At 76.1% G+C, this 21812-nt stretch carries 19 protein-coding genes; 8 read left to right on the top strand and 11 right to left on the bottom strand.

From position 1 onward, the window contains the following. Positions 1–176: 176 nt before the first annotated feature. The gene (locus tag O7542_RS04135; RefSeq protein WP_281605727.1) at positions 177–1361 is read left to right on the top strand and encodes a DDE-type integrase/transposase/recombinase; all 1185 of its coding nucleotides are present in this window, start codon (positions 177–179) and stop codon (positions 1359–1361) included. Positions 1362–1739: 378 nt separating this feature from the next. Here the strand turns inward: O7542_RS04135 and O7542_RS04130 are convergent, their stop codons facing one another. From O7542_RS04130 to O7542_RS04090, 9 genes are all read right to left on the bottom strand, one after another. Continuing rightward, complete coding sequence (locus O7542_RS04130; RefSeq protein WP_030500228.1) at positions 1740–2138, bottom strand: DUF3040 domain-containing protein; 399 nt, start codon at positions 2136–2138, stop codon at positions 1740–1742. A gap of 115 nt (positions 2139–2253) precedes the next feature. Continuing rightward, entirely contained in the window at positions 2254–3513 is a 1260-nt protein-coding gene (locus tag O7542_RS04125) for a DNA polymerase IV (RefSeq protein ID WP_069089022.1), read from the bottom strand. A gap of 84 nt (positions 3514–3597) precedes the next feature. Continuing rightward, the gene (locus O7542_RS04120) at positions 3598–4761 is read right to left on the bottom strand and encodes a nucleotide pyrophosphatase/phosphodiesterase family protein (RefSeq protein WP_281605726.1); all 1164 of its coding nucleotides are present in this window, start codon (positions 4759–4761) and stop codon (positions 3598–3600) included. Continuing rightward, positions 4758–5489, bottom strand: coding sequence for a methyltransferase domain-containing protein (locus tag O7542_RS04115; protein WP_030500225.1), 732 nt, complete (start codon positions 5487–5489; stop codon positions 4758–4760). The genes O7542_RS04120 and O7542_RS04115 overlap by 4 nt, the downstream gene beginning before the upstream one ends. Before the next feature lie 31 nt (positions 5490–5520). Next, complete coding sequence (locus tag O7542_RS04110; RefSeq protein ID WP_030500224.1) at positions 5521–5700, bottom strand: hypothetical protein; 180 nt, start codon at positions 5698–5700, stop codon at positions 5521–5523. 96 nt (positions 5701–5796) lie between these two features. Continuing rightward, complete coding sequence (locus tag O7542_RS04105; protein ID WP_281605725.1) at positions 5797–9147, bottom strand: error-prone DNA polymerase; 3351 nt, start codon at positions 9145–9147, stop codon at positions 5797–5799. A 93-nt stretch (positions 9148–9240) separates the two neighbouring features. Then, positions 9241–11067, bottom strand: coding sequence for a DNA polymerase Y family protein (locus O7542_RS04100; RefSeq protein ID WP_281605724.1), 1827 nt, complete (start codon positions 11065–11067; stop codon positions 9241–9243). Next, a complete protein-coding gene (locus O7542_RS04095) occupies positions 11064–11825 on the bottom strand; it encodes a hypothetical protein (protein ID WP_064445216.1) in 762 nt (253 codons plus the stop codon). Before O7542_RS04095 ends, O7542_RS04100 begins: the two co-directional genes overlap by 4 nt. A 160-nt stretch (positions 11826–11985) precedes the next feature. After that, positions 11986–12489 (bottom strand): SAV_6107 family HEPN domain-containing protein, encoded by a 504-nt coding sequence (locus O7542_RS04090; protein ID WP_043329447.1) that lies wholly within the window; start codon positions 12487–12489, stop codon positions 11986–11988. A 513-nt stretch (positions 12490–13002) separates the two neighbouring features. On the opposite strand from O7542_RS04090, the gene O7542_RS04085 reads away from it, so the two are divergent. The 6 genes from O7542_RS04085 (at position 13003) to crtI (ending at position 18378) form a co-directional block, all read left to right on the top strand. Then, positions 13003–13491 carry a YbaK/EbsC family protein gene (locus O7542_RS04085; protein WP_064445214.1) on the top strand — a complete coding sequence of 163 codons (489 nt, stop codon included), beginning with the start codon at positions 13003–13005 and terminating at the stop codon, positions 13489–13491. Continuing rightward, positions 13488–14216 (top strand): monooxygenase, encoded by a 729-nt coding sequence (locus O7542_RS04080; RefSeq protein WP_043329444.1) that lies wholly within the window; start codon positions 13488–13490, stop codon positions 14214–14216. Before O7542_RS04085 ends, O7542_RS04080 begins: the two co-directional genes overlap by 4 nt. Then, entirely contained in the window at positions 14213–14767 is a 555-nt protein-coding gene (locus tag O7542_RS04075; protein WP_043329442.1) for a GNAT family N-acetyltransferase, read from the top strand. The genes O7542_RS04080 and O7542_RS04075 overlap by 4 nt, the downstream gene beginning before the upstream one ends. Before the next feature lie 180 nt (positions 14768–14947). Then, positions 14948–15754, top strand: coding sequence for a carotenoid biosynthesis protein (locus O7542_RS04070; RefSeq protein ID WP_281605723.1), 807 nt, complete (start codon positions 14948–14950; stop codon positions 15752–15754). Beyond that, positions 15751–16878, top strand: a complete 1128-nt coding sequence (locus O7542_RS04065) for a glycosyltransferase family A protein (RefSeq protein WP_274479106.1) — start codon at positions 15751–15753, stop codon at positions 16876–16878. Before O7542_RS04070 ends, O7542_RS04065 begins: the two co-directional genes overlap by 4 nt. Positions 16879–16890: 12 nt before the next feature. After that, entirely contained in the window at positions 16891–18378 is a 1488-nt protein-coding gene (crtI, locus tag O7542_RS04060; RefSeq protein ID WP_140946599.1) for a phytoene desaturase family protein, read from the top strand. Positions 18379–18507: 129 nt separating this feature from the next. Here crtI and O7542_RS04055 read toward each other — a convergent pair whose 3' ends face one another. Both O7542_RS04055 and metF read right to left on the bottom strand, forming a co-directional pair. After that, positions 18508–19197: a CDP-alcohol phosphatidyltransferase family protein gene (locus O7542_RS04055; RefSeq protein ID WP_064445211.1), complete on the bottom strand. Its 690-nt coding sequence runs from the start codon at positions 19195–19197 to the stop codon at positions 18508–18510. A gap of 44 nt (positions 19198–19241) precedes the next feature. Next, on the bottom strand, positions 19242–20159 hold the full coding sequence (gene metF / locus O7542_RS04050; RefSeq protein ID WP_064445210.1) for a methylenetetrahydrofolate reductase [NAD(P)H]: 918 nt from the start codon (positions 20157–20159) through the stop codon (positions 19242–19244). A gap of 219 nt (positions 20160–20378) precedes the next feature. Here metF and O7542_RS04045 point away from each other — a divergent pair, with 219 nt between their 5' ends. Beyond that, positions 20379–21806 carry a helix-turn-helix transcriptional regulator gene (locus O7542_RS04045; protein WP_281605722.1) on the top strand — a complete coding sequence of 476 codons (1428 nt, stop codon included), beginning with the start codon at positions 20379–20381 and terminating at the stop codon, positions 21804–21806. Positions 21807–21812 lie beyond the last annotated feature (6 nt).

Below are 21812 nucleotides of genomic sequence, written 5' to 3'. Positions count from 1 at the left end.
CTTGATCACCGACTGCTCAGCGAGGTGACGGGGTGGGGAGCGGGGGCGCTTCGAGATCTTGGTAGGAAAAGGCCCCTATAGCGGCTGTTCAGTCCCATGACATCTGTCAGCGTTGAAGTCCCGATACATGTGTCACGTGGTAGGGATCTTGGGTCGGGTGGTATGTGCTGCCGGGCATGGCTTCTCGGCGGCATGTGATGAACCTGCTGGACGCGCTGCTGGCGGCGGGGGTTCGGGTGAACGCGGCCGAGTTCGCGCGTGAGCACGGGGTGTCGGTGCGCACGGTGTACCGGCACCGCGCACGTATCCGGGCCGAGGGTCAGTGGCAGGAACGATCCCGGCGGCCGCGTACCAGTCCGCGGGTCACGCCGCCGGAGGTGGACGCGTGGATCTGCAAACTGCGCGCTGAACTGGGCCCGGACAACGGGGCTGACTTCATCCGAGACGCGTTGGACGATGTGCGCCGGCGCACCGACGCGTCCTGGTCGGTGCCGTCACGCTCGACGGTCAACCGGGTGCTGGCCCGGCATGACCTGCTCGTGGCTACTCCGGCTAAACGACCGCGTAGCTCGTGGCGGCGTTTCAGCTATGCCCGGCCCCGCGACTGCTATCAGATCGACGCCACCGAAGTGAAACTCGCCGACGGCCGCACTGTCGTCGTCTTCGACGTCCTGGACGACTGCACCCGCACCCTGGTCGTCTGCCACGCCGCCGCCGCGGAGACCGCCCGAGCCGCGATCACCGCGATCAGACAGGCGTTCACCGCCTACGGCGTGCCGGCCATCGTGCTCAGCGACAACGGCATCGCGTTCACCAGCCGCCGCACCCGACCCGGATCAATCTCCACCTTCGTGCAGACCCTGATCGACCACGGCACCCGCCCGATCAACTCCAGCCCCTACCACCCACAAACCTGCGGCAAGGTCGAACGCCACCACCAAACCCTCAAAAAATGGCTGAGCACCCAACCCCCACCACAGACCCTCACCGCCCTGCAAACACTCCTGGACACCTACCGCCGCTACTACAACACCCAACGCCGCCACAGCGCCCTACCCCACCGCACCACACCCGCCCACGCCTGGACCCACGCACCCACCCTAGGCGGACCCACCAGCCCACCCCTGCAAACCGACGCCACCCTGCACCACTGCCCCGTCGCCAGCAACGGCGCCATCGCCGTCGCCGGACACCGCACCAGCGTCGGCACCACCCACGCCGGCACCACCGTCACCGCCATCCGCGACAACAACCACGTCACCATCTACCACCCCGACGGCCAACCCATCGGCTACCTCCACCTCAACCCCGACAAGAACTACATCCCCCTCACCCCCACCCCCACGATCCACAACCCCTGACACATCTATCGGGACTTCCCGTTGACACATGTCCCGGGACATGACAGCCCCTATAGCGGCCCTTTCCTACCAAGATCTTCGCGTTTCCCGCGCTTTGGAAGATCGATCTCTATTCGTGGACGATCAGCCGACAGGAGCCGCCGCAGGTCGGCGCGGAGGCGATGATCGGCTGCGAAGCACTGGCCAGCGGACCGGGGAGAGACTCACGCCGCAGCCGGGGAAATCCGAGGGCACCGCCACACCGACCGACATCAGGGCGTGGACGGGTGCGGCGCGATCGACCGCTACGCGACAACAACCGGCCGTGGAGCGGGCACGACGAAGCGCACGCCGACGGGCGTCGCCGCGACATCCGCCCCGGTCCGGGGCGGAGCACGGTCAGCGGTGTCCCTCCGGGCGCTGCCGCCAGCGGTCCTCCATCCGGTCGAGGAAGGAGCCCCGGCGGCCACTGCTGCGGCCACGGGGACGACGCCGGCTCGTTGTGCCGCCGACCACGTGCAGGTCGGGCGACTGGGATCGGCGGTGCGACTGCACCGCGTAGCCCAACGAGGCCAGCATGACGACGAAACCCGCCACGGCCACCGCGGGAATCTTGATCACGGCACCATAGATCAACAGGGCCAGACCAGCGACGACCACGCCGGCAGCGACGAGCACGCGACGCCGCGCGTGGAAACGCGGGTCGCTGGCGCGCACGGCCGAGGCGAACTTGGGGTCCTCGGCAAGCGACCGCTCGATCTGCTCGAACAGCCGCTGCTCGTGCTCCGAGAGCGGCACGGCACTCCTCCCCGGTCACGTTGGTCGACCCGGGCGGGCCGACAGACCGTGGCAGCCAACCGGCTGCTTACCCGCAAGTCTACGAGGGCCCCCGCGCGTCGGAAAGCGGGACGACCTACGGCCGGGTCGGTTTTTCGACTTGTCGTGTATCACGACGGCCGAGAAGACTGGCCGGACCTATGACGGACCGCCCGAATCGGGCGGCCGCCGCATCGGCCGCCGCCTCCGCCTCACGCCAGCCGCGCTCGGGCGCGCCGAGGGTGAGCTGCTGCGGGGTCTCCCCGGCGGGGGCGAGACCTTCCATCCGGACCCCGACCAGCCGAACCGGCTCGCCGGGAGCGAGCGCGCCCCACAACGCCCAGGCCGTGTCGAACATCTCCCGGGCGGTGTCGGTGGGCACGGCGAGCGTGCGGGAGCGGCTGATCGTCCGGAAGTCGGCGAAACGGACCTTGAGCGACACGGTACGGCCCACCTGCCCGGCCGCCCGCAGCCGAGCGCCGGCCTTGTCGGCGAGGGCGAGCAGGGACCGCCGGATCTCGTCCGGGTCGGTCACGTCGATGTCGAACGTGACCTCCGCGCCGATCGACTTCTCCACCTGTTCGGGCGTCACCCCGCGCGGGTCCCGCCCCCAGGCCAGCTCGTGCAGGTGGGCGGCGGACGCCTCGCCCACGGCCCGGCGCAGCAGGCCGGCCGGTGCCTCGGCGAGGTCGCGTACGGTGCGCAGGCCGAGGCGGCGCAGCGCGTCGGCGGAACGCTCCCCCACGCCCCACAGGGCGGACACCGGCAGCGGGTGCAGGAACTCCAGCACCCGGGCGGCCGGGACCACGAGCAGGCCGTCGGGCTTGGCCCGGGTGGAGCCGAGCTTCGCCACGAACTTGCTCGGCCCGACGCCCACCGAACAGGTCAGCCGCTGTTCCTCGGCGACCCGGCGGCGGATCAGCGCGGCGATGTCGGCGGGCCGGCCGAACAGCCGGCGGGCGCCCGCCACGTCGAGGAACGCCTCGTCCAGCGAGAGCGGCTCGACCAGCGGGGTGACGTCCCGGAAGATCCGCATGACCGCCCGCGACGCCTCGGTGTAGGCGGTGAAGTCGGGCGGCAGGTAGACAGCGCCGGGGCAGAGCGCCCGGGCGCGGGCGGTGGGCATGGCGCTGCGGACGCCGTACTGCCGGGCCTCGTAGCTGGCGGAGCTGACCACGCCGCGCGGGCCGACGCCGCCCACCACCACCGGCCGCCCGCGCAGCTCGGGACGGCGGCGCACCTCGACCGAGGCGTAGAACGCGTCCATGTCGACGTGCAGGATGGCGCAGCCGGTGTCGTCGGCGTCCGGCCCGAAGCGCGGGTCACCGCCTCGGGGCAACGACTGGCTGCGGCCCATGCCAGCAGGCTAGCCCGCCGGTCCGACAACCCCACCGCCCAGCCCGGCGGCCACCGACGCGGCCGCAGCCGCGGATGAGCCGGGTCAGCCCCGCACCACCAGCAGCGGAACGGTCATCTCGGCGGCGGTGTCCGCGCCGTGGTACGCCACCAGCCGCGACGCCATCGGCGGCTCGGAACGGGTGGCGACCACCGCGTAGGTGTCCCGGCAGACCACCACCACGTCGCCGATCCGCCTCAGGTGCGCCTCGGGCACCGGCCCGAACCAGCCGGTCGCCACCGCCTCGGCGCGGGTCAGCACGTGCGCGGCCGGGCCCAGCAGCTCGGTCCAGGCGGCCACCACGTCGGCTTCGGCGCCCCGCTCGGTGTGCAGGTAGCGGACGCGGGGCTCACCGGCGACCACCAGTACGCCGGCGCGCAGCCGGGGATCGGCGTCCAGGTCGATCCGGTGCCCGGCGGGCACGTCGAGCTGGCCGTGGTCGGCGGTGACCAGCAGCGCGGCGTCCGGCGGCAGCCCGTCGACGAGCCGGGCCAGCAGCGCGTCCACATCGGCGGCGGCCAGCCGCCACGGCTCGGAGTCGACGCCGCTGAGGTGCCCGTGCCGGTCCAGGTCGGGGTGGTACCCGGACACCAGCGTGGGTCCGTCCCCGGCGGCCAGCGCCGCCAGCATCCGCGCGGCGAGCGCGTCGGCGCCGGCCGCGCCCCGGTAGTCGCCGCCCCGGTTGGCGGCGAGCGTCAGGCCGCTGCCGGCGAACTCGGGGCGGCTGACCACGGTCACCGCCACCCCGGCGGCGCGCGCCCGCTGGTACCAGGTGGGCACCGGCTGCCAGCTCACCGGGTCGGGGTCGCCGGCCCAGTCGACGTGGTTGAGCACCCGGTCGGTGCCGGGCACCCGGACGGTGAAGCCGAGCACGCCGTGCGCGCCCGACGCGGTGCCGGTGCCGAGGCTGACCAGGCTGGTCGGGGTGGTGGACGGGAAGCCGGTGGTGAGCGGCCGGCCGGTGGTGGCGGCCAGTCCGGCGAGCGTCGGGGCGTACCGGGCGGCGGTGGGGATCTGGTACCAGCCGAGGCCGTCGACGAGCAGCACCGCGATCCGGCGTACCCCGGCCAGCCCCGGTGCCAGGCCGAGCCGGTCGGCCGCACCGGGTACGCCGAGCACCGACAGCGCGCTGGGCAGCACGTCGGCCAGGCTGCCGCCGTCGTAGCGCGGCGCAACCCGGTCCAGCGGGCCCGGAGCCGGGCCGGTCATGCCGGGCGGCGGGCGAACAGGTGCAGCTGAGCGGCGAGATCACGGTACGGGGGCCGGGCCGCGAGCGCCCGTTCCAGCTCCACCAGGGCGGCCGGCTGACCGTCGGCCACGGCGGCCGGAAGCAGGTCGGCGAGCACCCGTACCCCGTGGATCTCCTCCACGGCAAGGCCGGCGGCGGTGAGCAGCGCGCTCGCGTCGGCGGCGTCGTAGCGGCGGCGCAACGTGTCCCGGCGGCCGGTGGTGCCGTGCGGGTCGGCGGCCAGCGCCGCGGCGGCGTCAAGCTGCCCGTTCATCGCCCGGCCGAACACGGCGGCGGCCCGGCCGGCGACGAGCACGCTCGCCGCGCCGCCCGGGCGCAACGCGGTGACCAGCGCGGAGATCACCGGTTCCGGCTCGTCGACGACTTCGAGGACGGAGTGGCAGAGCACCAGGTCCACGGTGGCCGGTTCGACCAGCCCGGCGAGCGCGTCGGCGTCGCCCTGCGTCGCGCGTACCCGGTCGGCGACCCCGGCCTCGGCGGCGCGGCGGGTCAGCGCGGCGAGCGCGTCGGGGCTGGCGTCGACCACTGTGACCCGGTGACCGGCCTCGGCGAGCGGGACGGCGAAGCCGCCGGTCCCGCCGCCGACGTCGAGCACGGAGAGTCGTTCGCCGGCCCGCCGGTCCAGCTCGGCCCGGAGCACCGACCAGATGACGGCGGTGCGGGGGGTGAGGGTTCGGATCTGCTCCACGCGCCGAGCCTAGTCACCCCCCGGCCCAGGTTCAGGACTCGCCGCCGCCGGCGGGGTCGTCCTCGGCGCGGGAGCGCTGGTCGTTGGCCACCGGGCCGTCGGTCACCTGGTATTCCCGCGGCTCGGCCTCGTGGGTGGGCGCCCAGTCGGCGCCGAGGCGGGTCCGTCGGGCGTTGGCTACGCCACCGGCGTACGTGCGGTGAAAGGTCATCTGTTCATCCCCCATACCCCGGGTGGGCCACTCTGCCCACCCGCGTCGGGAGTCTCCCGCCTCCGGCTCACGGAAACCGTAATGTGGATCACTCCATCAACGGAAATCCCTGGATGCCGGTGTGACGGGGGGCTCGATCGCGTCCAGCCGGTCCGCGGTGAGGTTCGTGACGCCCTCGTGCCGCTGCAGCCGGCCCCGCACCACCAGTGCTCCACTGGTGCGGGCGATTCGACGGTAGCGCTGCCACAGCCCCGGGGAGCAAGTGACATTCAGCATTCCGGTCTCGTCCTCCAGGTTGAGGAACGTGACGCCGCCGGCGGTCGCCGGGCGCTGCCGGTGGGTGACGATCCCGCCGACCCGGATCCGCTGCCCGGGCGGCACCTGGCCGAGCCGGGCGATCGGCACCGCGCCCAGTTCGTCGAGGCGGTCCCGGATGAACCGGGCCGGATGGCTCTCCGGGGACAGGCCGGTGGCCCAGACGTCGGCGACCAGGCGGTCCACCGCGGCCATGCCGGGCAGCGTGGGCGGGTCCGCGCCGGTCACCGTGCCGGGCAGCCGGCCGGGCCGGTCCTGGGCCGCCGCGCCGGCGGCCCAGAGGGCCTGCCGCCGGGTCAGCCCGAAACAGGCGAAGGCGTCGGCGGTGGCCAGCGCCTCCAGCTGCGCGGCGGTGAGACCGACGCGGCGGGCCAGGTCCGGCATGTCCCGGTACGGCCCGTGCGCCGTCCGTTCCGCCTCGATCCGCTCGGCCACGTCCTCGCCGAGGGTACGGACGCTGCCCAGCCCGAGCCGTACCGCCGGGCCGCCCAGCCCCCAGGCGTGCGGCGGCTCGCCCGGCACGCTGCCCCACCGCGTCTGCGGGGTGGACTCCAGCACCGCCTTGGCGCCGCTGGCGTTGATGTCCGGCCGGCGTACCTCCACGCCGTGCCGGCGGGCGTCGTCGGCGAGCGTCTGCGGCGAGTAGAAGCCCATCGGCTGGGCGTTGAGCAGCGCGGCCAGGAACGGGCCCGGGTGGTAGCGCTTGAGCCACGAGCTGGCGTACACCAGGTAGGCGAAGCTCATCGCGTGGCTCTCCGGGAAGCCGTAGCTGGCGAACGCGGTGAGCTTGCGGTAGACGTCGTCGGCCAGCTCGCCGGTGATGCCCCGCTCGGCCATCCCGGCGTAGAGCCGGTCGGCGATCTGCGCCATCCGCTCCACCGACCGTTTCGCCCCCATGGCCCGGCGCATCTGGTCGGCGCCGGCCGCGTCGAACCCGGCCAGGTCGATGGCGAGCTGCATGAGCTGCTCCTGGAACAGCGGCACGCCGAGCGTCTTCTCCAGCGCGTTGCGCATCAGCGGGTGCGCGTACGTGACCGGCTCCTGGCCGTTCTTGCGCCTGATGTACGGGTGCACCGAGCCGCCCTGGATCGGGCCGGGCCGGATCAGCGCCACCTCCACCACCAGGTCGTAGAACTCGCGCGGCTTGAGCCGGGGCAGCGTGGCCATCTGGGCGCGGCTCTCCACCTGGAACACGCCCACCGAGTCGGCCCGGCAGAGCATGTCGTAGACCTCGGGGTCGTCCAGCGTCATGTCGCCGAGGTCGAGGCGGGAGCCGATCAGGTCGTAGCCGTAGTGCAGCGCCGAGAGCATGCCGAGGCCGAGCAGGTCGAACTTGACCAGGCCGACGGCCGCGCAGTCGTCCTTGTCCCACTGGAGCACGCTGCGGCCGGGCATCCGGCCCCACTCCACCGGGCACACCTCGATCACCGGCCGGTCGCAGATCACCATGCCGCCGGAGTGGATGCCCAGGTGCCGGGGGAACGTCTGCAGCTCGTTGGCGTACGCGACCACCTGCTCCGGGATGTCCGCCACGTCGACCGCGGCGACCGAGCCCCACCTGTCGATCTGCTTGCTCCAGGCGTCCTGCTGGCCGGGTGAGAAGCCGAACGCCTTCGCCACGTCCCGCACCGCCGACCGGGGCCGGTACGAGATGACGTTGGCGACCTGGGCGGTGTGCTCCCGGCCGTAGCGGGCGTAGACGTGCTGGATCACCTCCTCCCGGCGGTCGGACTCGATGTCCACGTCGATGTCCGGCGGGCCGTCGCGTTCCGGGGCGAGGAACCGTTCGAACAGCAGCCGGTGCCGGACCGCGTCCACGTTGGTGATGCGCAGCGCGTAGCAGACCGCCGAGTTGGCCGCCGAGCCCCGGCCCTGGCAGTAGATGTCCTGCGCGCGGCAGAACGCGACGATGTCGTAGACCACCAGGAAGTAGCCGGGGAACCCGAGGTCTTCGATCATCCGCAGCTCGTGTTCCAGCTGCGCGTACGCCTCCGGGTGCGCCTCGGGCGGGCCGTAGCGCTCGCGGGCGCCGTCCATGGTCAGCCGGCGCAGCCAGCTCATCTCGGTGTGCCCGGGCGGCACCGGGTACGCCGGCAGCTTCGGCGCCACGAGCTGCAGGTCGAAGGCGAGTTCCGCGCCGTACTCGGCGGCCCGCGCCACCGCCCCCGGGTACGCGGCGAACCGCGCCGCCATCTCCGCGCCGCTGCGCAGGTGGGCGGTGGCCGCGGCGGGCAGCCAGCCGTCGATCTCGTCGAGGCTGCGCCGGGCCCGGACCGCCGCGACCGTGGTGGCCAGCCGCCGCCGGCCCGGGGTGGCGTAGTGCACGTTGTTCGTGGCGACTGTGGGCAGCCCGGCCGCGGCGGCCAGGTCGGCGAGCGCGTCGTTGCGGTCGGCGTCGACCGGGTGGCCGTGGTCGGTCAGCTCCACCGCCACCGTCTCCGCGCCGAACAGCGCGGTGAGCCGGTCCAGCTCCCGGGCCGCCGCGTCGACGCCCTCGGTGAGCAGCGCCGCGGGCACGTGCCCCTTGCGGCAGCCGGTGAGCACCAGCACGTGGTCCTTCAGCTCCGCCGCGATCTCCTCCAGCTCGCCGTAGACCGGGCGGCCCTTCTCCCCGCCGCGCAGCTGGGCGCGGGAGATGGTGGCGGCCAGGCGCGCGTACCCCTCGTGGCCGTGCGCCAGCACCAGCAGGTGCCGGCCGAGCGGGTCGGGTTCGCCGTTCTGCGGGCCCGGCAGCCCGAGGGACAGCTCCGCGCCGAAGATCGTCGGCAGCCGCAGCGCGCGGGCCGCCTCGGCGAAGCGCACCACGCCGTAGAAGCCGTCGTGGTCGGTGACGGCGAGCGCGGTGAGCCCGAGCCGGGCCGCCTCCTCGGCCAGCTCCTCCGGGTGGCTGGCCCCGTCGAGGAAGCTGAAGTTGGAGTGCGCGTGCAGCTCCGCGTACGGCACCACGCCGTCCGGCCGGTCCAGCTGCGGCGGCCGGTATTCCTGGCGCTTGCGGCTCCACGCCGGTGAGTCGCCGCCGTCGGCGTCGACCGCGAGCGGGTCGACCACGTGCAGGTGCCGCTCCCCCTTGGCCCGTCCGGAGAGCACCTGCTCCAGCTTCGACCAGGGCATCTTCGGGTTGCGGAAGCTCACCGGTGCCCGCCTCGCCCTGCACCCGAAAGCCCGAGATCTTGGTACGAAGCGGCCCCCGGAGGGGCGCTTTCGTACCAAGATCTTTCCCGGCGCTCAGTCATAGATCGCCTCCACCAGCCACTGCCCGCCCTCGACCGCGAGCAGCAGCGCGGCGCCGTCGGCCAGGCTCACCTGGAACCGGGCCCGGCGGCGCGCCTCGGCCGGCGCCCACCAGCGTTCGTCCACCGGCCACGGCCCGGCCCACCCGGTGATCTCGGCCGGGCGCCCGTCGCCGACGGTGAGCCGGGCCGGCGCCGCGCTGACCGCCAGCCGGGCGCTCACCACGACCGGCTCCCCGGCCGCGTCGCGCACGTCGGCGGCCAGTGGGGCGGGCAGCACCACGGCCGGCGCGGGCGGCGGGATCCTGCCCGGCCACGGCGGCTCGGCCATCGCCCGGCCCCGCCCGGCCCGCCGCCCCGCACGGCCCCCAGGGGGTACGACGACAGGGGCGGACGCGGCACCCGGAGCGGCCCCGGCGGCCGGGCGCGACGGCGTCACGCCGCTCGCCGGAGCGGCCGGAGCCGGGCGCGACGACGTGACACCGCGCACCGAACCGGCCGGGACCGGGCGCGACGACGCGACACCGCGCACCGAACCGGCCGGGACCGGTGGCGCGGCGGCGGGAGAGGCGGGCGGCAGGGGTGGCGGGCCGGGGCGCGCGGGCACCCGCTCGTCGCCCCACGGGACCAGGCGCACCTGGTCGGCCGGGGACCGCCCGCCGCCGAGCACGGCGGTGACCACCGCCTCGGGGCCGAGGATGCCCTGCACCCGGCTCAGCGCGCGGTGCGCCCGCTCCCGTTCCGCGCCGGTCTCCCCCCACAGCCCGGGTTGCAGGCCCGCCTGGGCGAGCACCCCGTCGGGCACCAGCCGCAACCGGACGATCCCGGCGGTCGGGCGGGCCGGGCGCGTCCCGCCCCGGCCGTTGCTGCCGGTGAGCCAGCCGTCGAGCTGCCAGCGGACCCGGTCGGCGATGGCCGCGGCGGTGAGCAGGCCGTCGTGCCGCCAGACCCGGTGCAGCTCCTGGCCGTGCGCGGTGACCGCCTCGATGCCGAGGCGGGTGCAGGCCAGCCCGTACCCGGCCAGCCGCTCGTGCAGCAGTTCGGCGAGCGTGCGGGCGGCGAACGCGGCGGCGTCGACCCGGTCGACCGGCTCGTCGTAGTCGGCGGTGACGATCAGGTCGGCGGGCGGCTGCCGGACCGCGAGCGGGCGGTCGTCCCGGCCGCCGGCGAGCCGGTGCGCCAGCGCGCCGTCGAAACCGAACCGGGCCAGCACGTCCCCGGCGGGCAGCGCCGCGAAGTCGCCGAGGGTGCGGACGCCGAGCCGGCGCAGCAGGTCGGCCAGGGCGGGCCGGCCGAGCGCCTCGACCGGCCGGGTGGCCAGGAACTCGCGGGTGCCGCCGGGCGCCACGATCCGCCCCTCCCGGGCGGCCAGCCCGGCCGCGAACACCCCGTCGGCGATGCCGACCTGGCTCTCCACCGCGCAGCTCTGCGCGACGTGCTCGACGATCCGCTCGGCCGCCGCCTCCTCGCCGCCGAGGTAGCGGCTCGGCCCCCGGGCCGCCGTGGCGCAGGCGCCGGGCCGGATCACCTCGACGCCGGCGACCACCTCCTCCACGGCGGCCACCACCGGTTCGAACGCCCGCGCGTCCCGCCCCGGGTCGTGGTCGACCACCGTCAGGTGCGGGCAGCGCCCCTGCGCCTCCCGGCGGCGCAGCCCGCGCCGGATCCCCTCGGCACGGGCCCGCTCGGAGCAGGCGACCACCCGGTTGGCGTGCAGCACCACGACCGGGTCGGTGGCGGGCACCCCGTCGACGATCTCGGCGGCGAGGACCGGCCAGTCCGGGCACCAGAGCAGCAGCGTCCGCTGCGGTACGCCGCTCACGCCGGCCCGGCCACGGCGGGCGTACGGGCGGGCGGAGCCACCACGCGCAGCCGGCGCGACGGCGCGGCGGACGGTGCGCCGAACCCGGCCGAGCGGGGGATCACCCGGGTCAGCTCGTCGCCGGGCAGCCACACCTTGATCTCCTTGGGGCGGGCGGCGGCGCCCCGCCCCCGGGCCGAGACGGTCACCTCACGGCGGCGCAGCCGCCCGCGACCGGCGCCGAGCCCCTGCCAGACGCCCCGGACCACCTGGAGCGTGACGTCCGCGCCGTCCCACCGGCCGTACGGGACGAGCACGCTTCCGCGCTGCCGGGCGCGGGCGGCCAGCCGGGTGGCGATCGAGGCGGAGACGGTGGCCGGCACGGCGGTGACCACCACGTCGACCCCGTCGATGAGCGCGGCGACCACTGTGGGCCACTCCGGCCCGGGGTCGGGCACCAGGGCCAGCCGGTCCAGGGCGATGCCCGCCTCGGCGGCGGCGCCGGCCCCGAAGGTGGGTACGCCGACCACGGCGCACCACGAGCCGGCCCGGGACGCCTCGGCGAGCAGCGCGAGGATCAGCGAGGTGGCGCCGCTGCGCCGGGGCTGGCCGGCGCCGACCGCGACGGTGCTGCCGCGGCGCAGGCCACGGTTGGGCAGCAGCCCGGTCAGCTCGGCCCGGACGGGCAGCACCCGGTGGCCGCCGGCCGGGTCGGGCGCGCTCGCCGGACGGACCAGCTCGGCCAGGGCGGCGGAACCGACCACCATGCGGCCCGCCATCGGACCAACCCCCCGTCGTGTTTCCGCCACGGGCCCGCCCGTGGATGGTGCTGTGGATCGTGTGCTGTGGATCGTGTCGGTGCTGCGGCACGCGCGTGCCGGGTGTGGGAGCGGCGCCCGGCCACCCGGGGTCCCGCCGGTGGTGGCCGGGCGCCACGAATCAGGCCGCGGCCGCTCCGGGCCGGGTCGGGGAGTCGGGGGCGCCGCGCCGCAGGGGCCGGGGCAGGCCGTCGAGCGCCGGCTGGTGGGCCAGGCCGAGCGCGGTCTCCACCACTGTCACGAACTCCTCGGCGGCACGCAGCAGGTCGTCGGCCTCCCGGGCGGTGACCACCCGGGGGATGCCTGCTTCGGCGGCGGCCCGCTTGCTCGCGCCAGCGGCGAAGTAGGCGGCCCACTCGTCCAGCTCGGGGGCGACGGTGGCGAGCAGCACCCAGACGCTGGTGATCCGGTTCCGCCGGGTGGGCGCGGGACGGGCCCGGGCGGCGAGCACTGCGGCGGCGGCGCGCAGCGCCGCGAGATGGGCGGCGGCGTACCGGAGACCGTCGGGACGGGTGCGGGCGGCCTCGGCCAGCCCGTCGCGGGCCACCGCGAGCAACTGGGCGGGGGTGCGGTGCGGCAGCACGTGCGCGGGCACCGTGGGCGCCTGGGCCGGACTGGTCGGCATGGGTCTCTCCTCCGCGTGTGGCCGGGGCGGGCGGTCGCGCGACGGGGAAACCGTCGCCCGGTCGCCCGGAGCGGTCGGTGCGGAGGAAGACGCACCTTCGGGTGGCTGGCCGGCCGGGTGTGGACGCTTCCCCACACCCACCCCCGGCCGGCGTGCCGGCGGGTCCGTCGCCCGCCGCCCGGGGGTCGTGGGCGGCGGGCGACGACCTGCCTGACGGGCCCGGACTCGCGACTGTCCGAACCCGGTGCGGCCCGCGGTGCCGCACCTCCCGGAAGCCGGTGCCGCGAAACACCGCTTCCGGAGCGTTCGACGGGTGTGCGACCGGTCGGACCGGAGCCGGGCCAGCCGGGGAGCTGAGCCGCTATCCGCTCCAACCGAATCGAACACTCGTTCTAACTACCCTGACAGTACACCTCCCCACCGACGAAAACGCAACGTGTGACGCGCCGGGGACACACGGGAGGGCCACGGCCCCCGGCGGGGTCGTACCGGGGGTGAGGGAAGAATGGGGGCATGCAGCCACACCCGAACGTGCAGGCGGTGCAGCGAGCGCTCGACGAGGCGGGCGCGCGGGACGGATCGGGCGAGGCCAGCCTCGTCCGACTGCTGCCCGACGCGGTGCACACCGCCGCCGCCGCGGCCGAGGCGCTCGGCGTCGCCGTCGGTGCCATCGCCAACTCGCTGATCTTCGACGCGGACGGCGCGCCGCTGCTGGTGCTCACCTCCGGCGCGCACCGGGTGGACACCGCCGGGCTGGCCGCCACGCTGGGCGTGACCCGGCTGCGCCGGGCCACCCCGGAGTTCGTCAAGCAGCACACCGGGCAGGTGATCGGCGGCGTCGCCCCGGTCGGCCACCCCACGCCGCTGCGCACCGTCGTCGACACCGCTCTGACCGGGTACGACGAGGTGTGGGCCGCCGGCGGCGTACCCCGGGCGGTGTTCCCCACCACGTACGCGGAACTGCTGCGGATCACCGCCGGCGCGCCGGCCGAGGTGGCGTGAACCCCGAACTCGTCACGCTGCACGTGTGGCGTGTGCCCCGGCGGGCCGTACCCGGTGTGCCGGCCCGGATGGCCACCCACCCGGCGCGGCTGCGCCGCCTGCCCGGCGTCCGCTTCGCCAAGCTGCTCGGCACCGGGACCGGCACCGGATTCGGCCCCGGCGACGCCGACCTGACCCGGTGGGCCGCGCTCGTGGTCTGGGACTCCCCCGCCGACGCGGCCGGCTTCGACGCCTCCCCGGTCGCCCGCTCCTGGGCCCGGATCGCCCGCGCCGCGGTACGGGTCGACCTGCGCCCGCTGACCAGCCGCGGCCGGTGGTCCGGCCGGGAGCCGTTCGGCGCGCCGTCGGGCGGGCGGGTCACCGGTCCGGTGCTGGCGCTGACCCGGGCCCGGCTGCGGGCCCGCCGGGCGGCCACGTTCTGGCGGGCGATCCCGCCGGTCGCCACCGAGCTGCACGCCGCGCCCGGCCTGCTCGCCCGCTTCGGCGTCGGCGAGGCGCCGCTGGGCTGGCAGGGCACGGTGAGCGTGTGGCGCGACCCGGCGGACCTGGTCGCGTTCGCGTACCGTTCCCCCGAGCACCGCGCCGCGATCACCCGCACCCCCACCGAGGGCTGGTACGCGGAGGAACTGTTCGCGCGGTTCGCGGTGGGCGACGTGGTCGGCGACCGCACGGTGCTCGGCTGGGCCGCCGAGGGCGGCCCGGAAACAGCGAGAGGGTACGCATGAGGCTGGTGCGGTGGACACCGGACGACCTGGTCCGGCGGCTGGACGACGTGGTGGCCGTCTACGGCGAGGCGATGGGCTACCGGCCCGACCTGCTGGAGGCCCGCCGCGGCTACATCGCCACCCACGTACGCCGGCCCGGCTTCCGCGCCGTCGCCAGCCTCACCACCGAGGGCCACCTGGCCGGCTTCGGGTACGGCTACCGGGGCGCCACCGGGCAGTGGTGGCACGACCAGGTGCACCGGGCGCTGAACGCGCGGGACCGGCAGCGCTGGCTGGCGCACCCGTTCGAGGTGGTCGAACTGCACGTCCGCCCGCCCGCGCAGGGGCACGGCCTGGGCGCCCGCCAGTTGCGCGCGCTGCTCGCCGTGGCCGAGGGCGACACCACGCTGCTGTCCACGCCGGAGGCCGACGAGGAGAAGTCCCGGGCCTGGCGGCTGTACCGCCGGTTCGGCTTCGTCGACGTCCTGCGGCACTTCCACTTCCCCGGCGACGAGCGGCCGTTCGGCGTGCTCGGCCGGGACCTGCCGCTGCCCCCGCCGGACGCCCCGTGAGCGCGAGGAGTGAGCCGGGTTTGCGAGCCCCGCAGTCGCGAACGAAAGGGCGGCACCGTGAGCGCGAGGAGTGAGCCGGGTTTGCGAGCCCCGCAGTCGCGAACGAAAGGGCGGCACCGTGAGCGCGAGGAGTGAGCCGGGTTTGCGAGCCCCGCAGTCGCGCACGAAAGGCGGCACAGCATGAGGGCGGCCCGGCTGCCCTGGGCGCTGCTGGCCGCGCTGATCCTCGCCCAGATCTGCTACCCGCTCACCGGCGGCGCGACCCGGGCCGGGCTCACGGTGGCCACAGTGGTGCTCGGCTGGCTGCTCTCGGTCGGCCACGCGCTGCTCACCCGCGGCGTCCGTACCGCCGCCGCGCTGGTCGCGGTCGTCACCGGCGGCGGGTTCGCGGTGGAGGCGATCGGCGTGGCCACCGGGTTCCCGTTCGGCACCTACGACTACTCCGGCGAGCTGGGCCCGAAGCTGGCCGGGGTGCCGCTGATCATCCCACTCGCCTGGACCTGGATGGCCTGGCCGGCGTGGCTCACCGCGGTGCGGCTGGTCCGGTCCCGGATCGCCCGGATCGCGCTGTCGGCGGTCGGGCTGGCCGCCTGGGACCTGTTCCTCGACCCGCAGATGGTGGCCGAGGGCTACTGGACCTGGCGCGACGCCACCCCGGCGCTGCCCGGGCTGCCCGGCATCCCGGTCAGCAACTACCTGGGCTGGCTGGGCTTCGCGGTGCTGCTCGCGGTCGCGCTGCGCCCGCTCGCCGGGCCGTCGGTGGACCGGACCGACGGCCGGGACGCGCCGATGTTCGCGCTCTACCTCTGGACGTACGCCTCCAGCGTGCTGGCGCACGCGGTGTTCCTGCGGCTGCCGGCGTCGGCGCTGTGGGGCGCGGCCGGGATGGCGGTGGCGGCGGTGCCGCTGGCGGTGACGCTGTGGCGGGCCCGCCGGGACCGGGCCGGAACGCCGGAGCCGGCGCCGCGCGTCGACGCCCCGGCATGATCGCCACCCTCGCGCTGGCCGTGGCGGTCGCCGCGCTCACCGGGCACACGATCGTCAACGCGTACGCCTGGCTGCGCCGCCCGGCCGCCGGCCCGGCCGAGGTGACCGAGCCGGTGGCGGTGCTGCTGCCGCTGCGCGACGAGGCCGACCGGGTCACCCCGTGCCTGCGCGCGCTGCTGGCCCAGCGCGGCGTGCCGGACCTGCGGATCGTGGTGCTCGACGACGGCTCGACCGACGGCACCGCCGACGTGGTCCGCGCGGTGGCCGGTGACGATCCCCGGCTCACGCTGCTCACCGGCGTCGCCCCGCCGCCGGGCTGGCTGGGCAAGCCGCACGCCTGCTGGCAGCTCGCCACCCGGACCGCCCCGGAGCCGGCGGTGCTGGCCTTCGTCGACGCGGACGTGGTGCTCACCCCGTACGCGGTGGCGGCGGCGGTGACCGAGTTGCGCGCGGCGGACGCGGCGCTGCTGTCGCCGTACCCCCGGATCGTGGTGCGGACGGTGGCCGACCGGCTGGCGCAGCCGCTGCTGCAGTGGTTGTGGCTGACGTTCCTGCCGCTGCGCGCGATGGAACGCTCGCGGCGGCCGTCCCTCGCGGCGGCGGGCGGGCAGTTCCTGGTCGTGGACCGGGCCGGCTACCTGCGGGCCGGCGGGCACGCGGCGGTGGCCGACAAGGTGCTGGAGGACATCGAGCTGGCCCGGGCGGTGAAACGGGCCGGCGGGCGGATCGCGCTGGCCGACGGGTCCCGGCTGGCGTCCTGCCGGATGTACGACACCTGGCCGCAGCTGCGCGACGGCTACACCAAGTCGCTGTGGGCGACGTTCGGGCACCCGGCCGCCGCGGCGGCCGTGCTGGCGCTGCTGTTCGCGCTCTACGTCGCGCCGCCGCTGCTGGCGCTCGGGGCGCTGCTCGCCGGCGCGCCGGCGGTGGCCGCCGTGGCGTTCCTGGCCTACCTGGCCGGGGTCGCCGGGCGGGTGGTCAGCGCCCGCGCCACCGGCGGACGGGCGTGGCCCGACGCGCTCGCACACCCCGTGTCGGTCGTGGTCCTCGGTTGGCTGACCGTCCGGTCGTACCATCTGCGGAAGCGACACCGGCTCACCTGGCGGGGTCGCCCGGTCACCTAGGAGGGTCACGCCATGGCGCGCATCGTGGTCATCGGCGCCGGGGTGGGCGGGCTCGCCACCGCCGCCCGGCTCGCGGTCACCGGGCACGAGGTCACCGTCCTCGAACGGGCCGGCACGGTCGGGGGCAAGCTCGGCCGGTACGCCCACCACACCCCGGAGGGGGTGTGGCACTTCGACACCGGGCCGAGCCTGTTCACGCTGCCGCAGGTCTTCCACGACCTGTTCGAGGCGACCGGCGCGAAGCTCGACGAATACCTCGACCTGGTCCCGCTGGACCCGATCGTGCGGCACGTCTTCCCCGGCGGCGGACAGGCGCTCGACTCCTGCGCCGACCCGGACGAGTTCGCCGCCCGGATCGGCGCCGCGTTCGGCGACCGGTCCGCCGCCGACTGGCGCGGGCTGTGGCGGCGCGCCGGCCGGGTGTGGGCGGCCTCGCACCGGGACATCCTGCGCCGTACCGTCGACTCGCCCCGCGACCTGGCCGCGCTGGCCTGGCGGCTGGGCGACCTGGCCGCCATCGGCCCCGGCCGCAGCCTGCGCGGGCTGGGCCGCCGCCACCTGTCCGACCCACGGATGCGGATGCTGCTGGACCGGTACGCCACGTACACCGGCGCCGACCCGCGCCGCGCCCCGGCCGCGCTCGTCGCCGTTCCCTACGCCGAGCTGGCGTACGGCGGCTGGTACCTGCGCGGCGGGCTGGGCACGCTCGCCGACGCGCTGCTGTCGCGCTGCCTGGACCTGGGCGTGGTGGTACGCACCGACGCCGCGGTCACCCGGATCGACGCCGCGGGCGGGCGGGTGCACGGGGTACGCGTGGCCGGGTCGGCCGCGCCGGTGCCCGCCGACGTGGTGGTCGCCAACGTGGACGCGCTCACCGTCTACCGGGACCTGCTGCCCGACCCGCGCCGGCTGGCCGCGCTCACCGACCGCAGCCTGGCCGGATTCGTGCTGCTGCTGGGCGTGCGCGGCGACTCCGGGCTGGCCCACCACACCGTGTTCTTCCCCCGCGACTACGACGCCGAGTTCGACGCCGTGTTCGGCGACCCGGGTCGCGGGGTGCGGGCCCGCCCGGCCCCGGACCCGACCGTGTTCGTCACCGCCGCCGACGATCCGGCGGTACGCCCGGACGGCCACGAGGCGTGGTTCGTGCTCGTGAACGCGCCCCGGCACGGCACCGCCGCGAGCGCCGTGGACTGGCGGCGGCCCGGCCTGGCCGAGGCGTACGCGGACCGGATCCTCGACGTGCTGGCCGAGCGCGGCGCCGACGTGCGGGACCGGCTGGTGTTCCGGGAGATCCGTACCCCGGCCGACCTGGACGCGGCCACCGGCGCGCCGGGCGGGGCGATCTACGGCACCGCGGGCGGGCTGCTGCGCCCGGCCAACCGGGGCCCGGCGGCCGGGCTCTGGCTGGTCGGCGGCTCCAGCCACCCGGGCGGCGGGCTGCCCATGGTCACGATGTCCGCCGAGATCGTCGCCGAGGCGGTCGGCCCCGCCTGGTGAGGGGTGTAAGGAAGGGCCCCCTATTAACGCCTCCGGTAGAGGAAGGGCCCCTTATTAACGCGCGCCGCCCGCCGCCCGCCGCGCGCCTCGCGTGGGCGCGGCGGGGCTGCGCGGGCGCGGGCGCGGCGGTCAGCCCGCGTCGACCAGGGCGCGGCGGACGGCGGAGAGCAACTGCCCCAGGCCGAACCCGGCGAGCAGCACCCACACCGTGGTGGCCATGGTGATGGTGCCGGCCGTCAGGTCGGCGTCGATCAGCCCGGTGAGCCCGGCGACGAGCAGCCCGACCAGCGCCACGCTGACCCGGGTGGGCCGCTCCCCCACCGTCACCGCGCCGATCTCCCGCATCCCCGCCGACACCGCGCGCGCCCGCACGTACTCGTGCAGCCAGGACAGACCCCCGGCCGCCGCGACCAGCGCGCCCGGCGCGCCGAGCAGCCAGAACGCGATCAGCCAGGCCACCTCGCCGAGCCGGTCGGCGACCGAGTCGTAGACGTAACCCAGCCGGGTGGTGCGGCCGGTCGCGACCGCCACCGCGCCGTCGACGCTGTCGGCCACCGCCGCCAGCAGCACGAACAGCGCGCCCAGGAACGGTCCGTCGCCGGGCCGCTCCGCGAACAGGGGTACGCAGAAGCAGAGCAGCACCCCGAACACGGTCACCGGGGTCGGGCCGACGCGCAGCCGGCCCAGCACGTAGCCCACGTGGTAGGCGAAGCGCAGCCAGGCACGCACCACCGGCGCGGCGGTACGCGGATCGAATCCGCCGTGCAGCCGCGCCCACGCGGTCGCGTACTGGTCCCAGTTCAGCTGTGTGCCCACCACGGATCAACCGTAGAAGCACGGCGCGGGTGTCGTGTGGCGGGTGGTCACACCCGTGCGGCCGCGCGCAGCCGCTGCCACACCTCGCGGGTCGCGGTGGACCGGTTGAGCGTGATGAAGTGGATCCCCGGCACGCCCTCGTCGAGCAGCTTCTCGCACATCTCGCTCGCCTGCTCCACGCCGAGGCGGCGGACCGCCTCGGGGTCGTCGGCCACCCGCTCGAACCGCTCGGCGAGCGCCGGCGGGAACGGCGCGCCGGACAGCTGCACGGAGCGTTCGATGGTGCCGATCTGGGTCACCGGCATCACCCCGGCCAGGATCGGCGTGTCGCAGCCGGTGGCGGCCACCCGGTCACGCAGCCGCAGGTAGTCGTCGGCGTCGAAGAACATCTGGGTGATCGCGAACTCCGCGCCGGCCCGGCACTTGCGCACGAAGTAGGCGGTGTCGCTGTCCACGTCCGGCGAACGCGGGTGCTTGTACGGGAAGGCGGCCACGCCGACGCTGAAGTCACCGCTGTCGCGGACCAGCCGGACCAGGTCCTCGGCGTACCGGACGCCCTCGGGGTGGGCGATCCACTCGCCGCCCGGGTCGCCCGGCGGGTCACCCCGCACGGCCAGCACGTTGCGCACCCCGACCGAGGCCAGCCGGCCGATCACGTGCCGCAGCTCGGCGACCGAGTGGTTCACCGCGGTCAGGTGCGCCATCGGCAGCAGCGTGGTCTCGGTGGCGATCCGCTCGGTCACCGCCACCGTGGTGTCGCGGGTCGAGCCGCCCGCGCCGTAGGTGATCGAGACGAACGAGGGGCGCAGCGACTCCAGCTCGCGGATGGCCTGCCAGAGCAGCTTCTCCCCGGCCTGCGTCTTCGGCGGGAAGAACTCGAAGGAGAAGGTGGGGCGGCCGTCACGGATCAGCTCCCCGATGGCCGGCTGGGGATTGGGGAGGACCGAGGGAAGACCGAGCGCCACGGACCGACTGTAGCCGGGAGCGCACGGCTTACCGAGGGTCTTCCCAGCCCGCGAACACTTCGCGGCGCGACGTCGTACCCCGGGGGTAGAAAGACCACAGCGCGGTGGGGCGGCCGACGGCCGTCCCGGGGGCCCGCGCGGGGGTCGCACGACTGTGACGCGCTGGCGCCAGCCGGACGTCCGCGTCGCCATTTCACGCCGTCGCCCCCGGAGGTCACCATGATCCCGTCCTGGCCGCCCGGTCCGCGCCTGCTCGGGCCGCTCCTGGCCGAGCTGCGGGCCGCCCGCGGCTGGAGCCAGCAGCGCCTCGCCGCCGAGCTCTGCGCTGCCTCCGGCGTGCCCACCCTGACCCGGCACGAGGTGTCCCGCTGGGAGCGCCAGCTCCGGTTCCCCGGCGACTTCTGGTCCGCGTGGCTGGCGACGGTCCTGGGCGTGCCCGGCGAGCTGCTCGCCGGGGCCGCCGCCAGCAGCCGCCGGCTCGGCGTGACGCCGGTGGCCGTCGACCCGGCCGGGTCCCGGGCCCGGCTGGCGCTGCTCACCCTGGCGCACCGCTGGGCCGCCGACCCGGGCGGCGGCACGCTGGCCGGTCCCTTCACCGGCCCGGCGACACCGCCGGTCCCCGGCCCGGCCACCGGCGACGGGTACGGACCGGCCCGCGCCGCCGACCGCGCCGGCCCCGTCCGGGGGCACCCGGCGGACGGGGCGTCACTGGCCACGCTGCGCCGCTGGGACGACCTGCTCGGTGGCGGCGACCTCGCCGGGCTCGGCGCCCGCCGGCTGCGCCGCTCGGTGCGCGGCTACCGGCGCGCCGGGCCCGCCGGCCGGCGGCGGATGCTGCCGTCGCTGGCCGAGTCGGCGCAGCTCGCCGGGTGGCTGGCCGCCGACGCCGGCGACCTCACCGGCGGCCTGGTCGCCTACCGGCTGGCGCTGCGGGCCGCGGTGGCCGCCGGGGAGCCGCCGCTGGCCGGGCACGTGCTCGGGTCGGCCAGCCACCTGCTGTCCGACGCCGGTGACGCGGCCGGCGCGCTGGTCCTGGCCCGGATCGGGTACGCGGCCAGCCGCGCCACCGCCTCCCCGGGGCTGCGGGCGCTGCTGCTGCACCGGGTCGCCCTCGCCGCCGCGCTCGGCGGGCGGCGTCGCGCCGCCGGTGAGGCGCTGGCCGGCGCCGACCGGGCCGGGCCGCCGGAGCCCGGCCGGGAGCCGCAGTGGCTCTACTGGCTGGACGCCGCCGAGCTGGCCGCGATGACCGGGCGCACGCTCGTCGCGCTGGGCCGGGCCGCCGCGGCCGTGCCGCTGCTGACGCCCGTGGTGACAGCGCCGGGCCGCCCGCGCCGCTCCGCCGTGTACGGCGGCTGGCTGGCCCGGGCGCACCTGGGGCTCGGCGCGGAGCCCGAGGCGTGCGCGGTGGCCGGCGAGGCGCTGCTCGACGCGGTCCGCTCCGGTTCGCCCCGGGCCGTCGGCCAGCTCACCGAGTTCCGCCGCGGGCTGGCCCGCCGTCCGCCCGGACCGGCGACCCGGGGGTACGCACGGCTGCTCGCGGCGACCCGTCCGTACCTGCCGTCACGGCACCCGTGGCGGCCGTCGCCGCCGGTGAGCTGCGAGGCACGCCGGGACGGCGGCACGACGGGAGCGGGCCCGAACCGCTAGCGTCGT

The sequence above is a fragment of the Micromonospora sp. WMMC264 genome (assembly GCF_027497275.1).
In the GTDB taxonomy this organism is placed as follows: domain Bacteria; phylum Actinomycetota; class Actinomycetes; order Mycobacteriales; family Micromonosporaceae; genus Micromonospora; species Micromonospora chalcea.
This window is presented reverse-complemented; position numbering and strand designations above follow the sequence as displayed.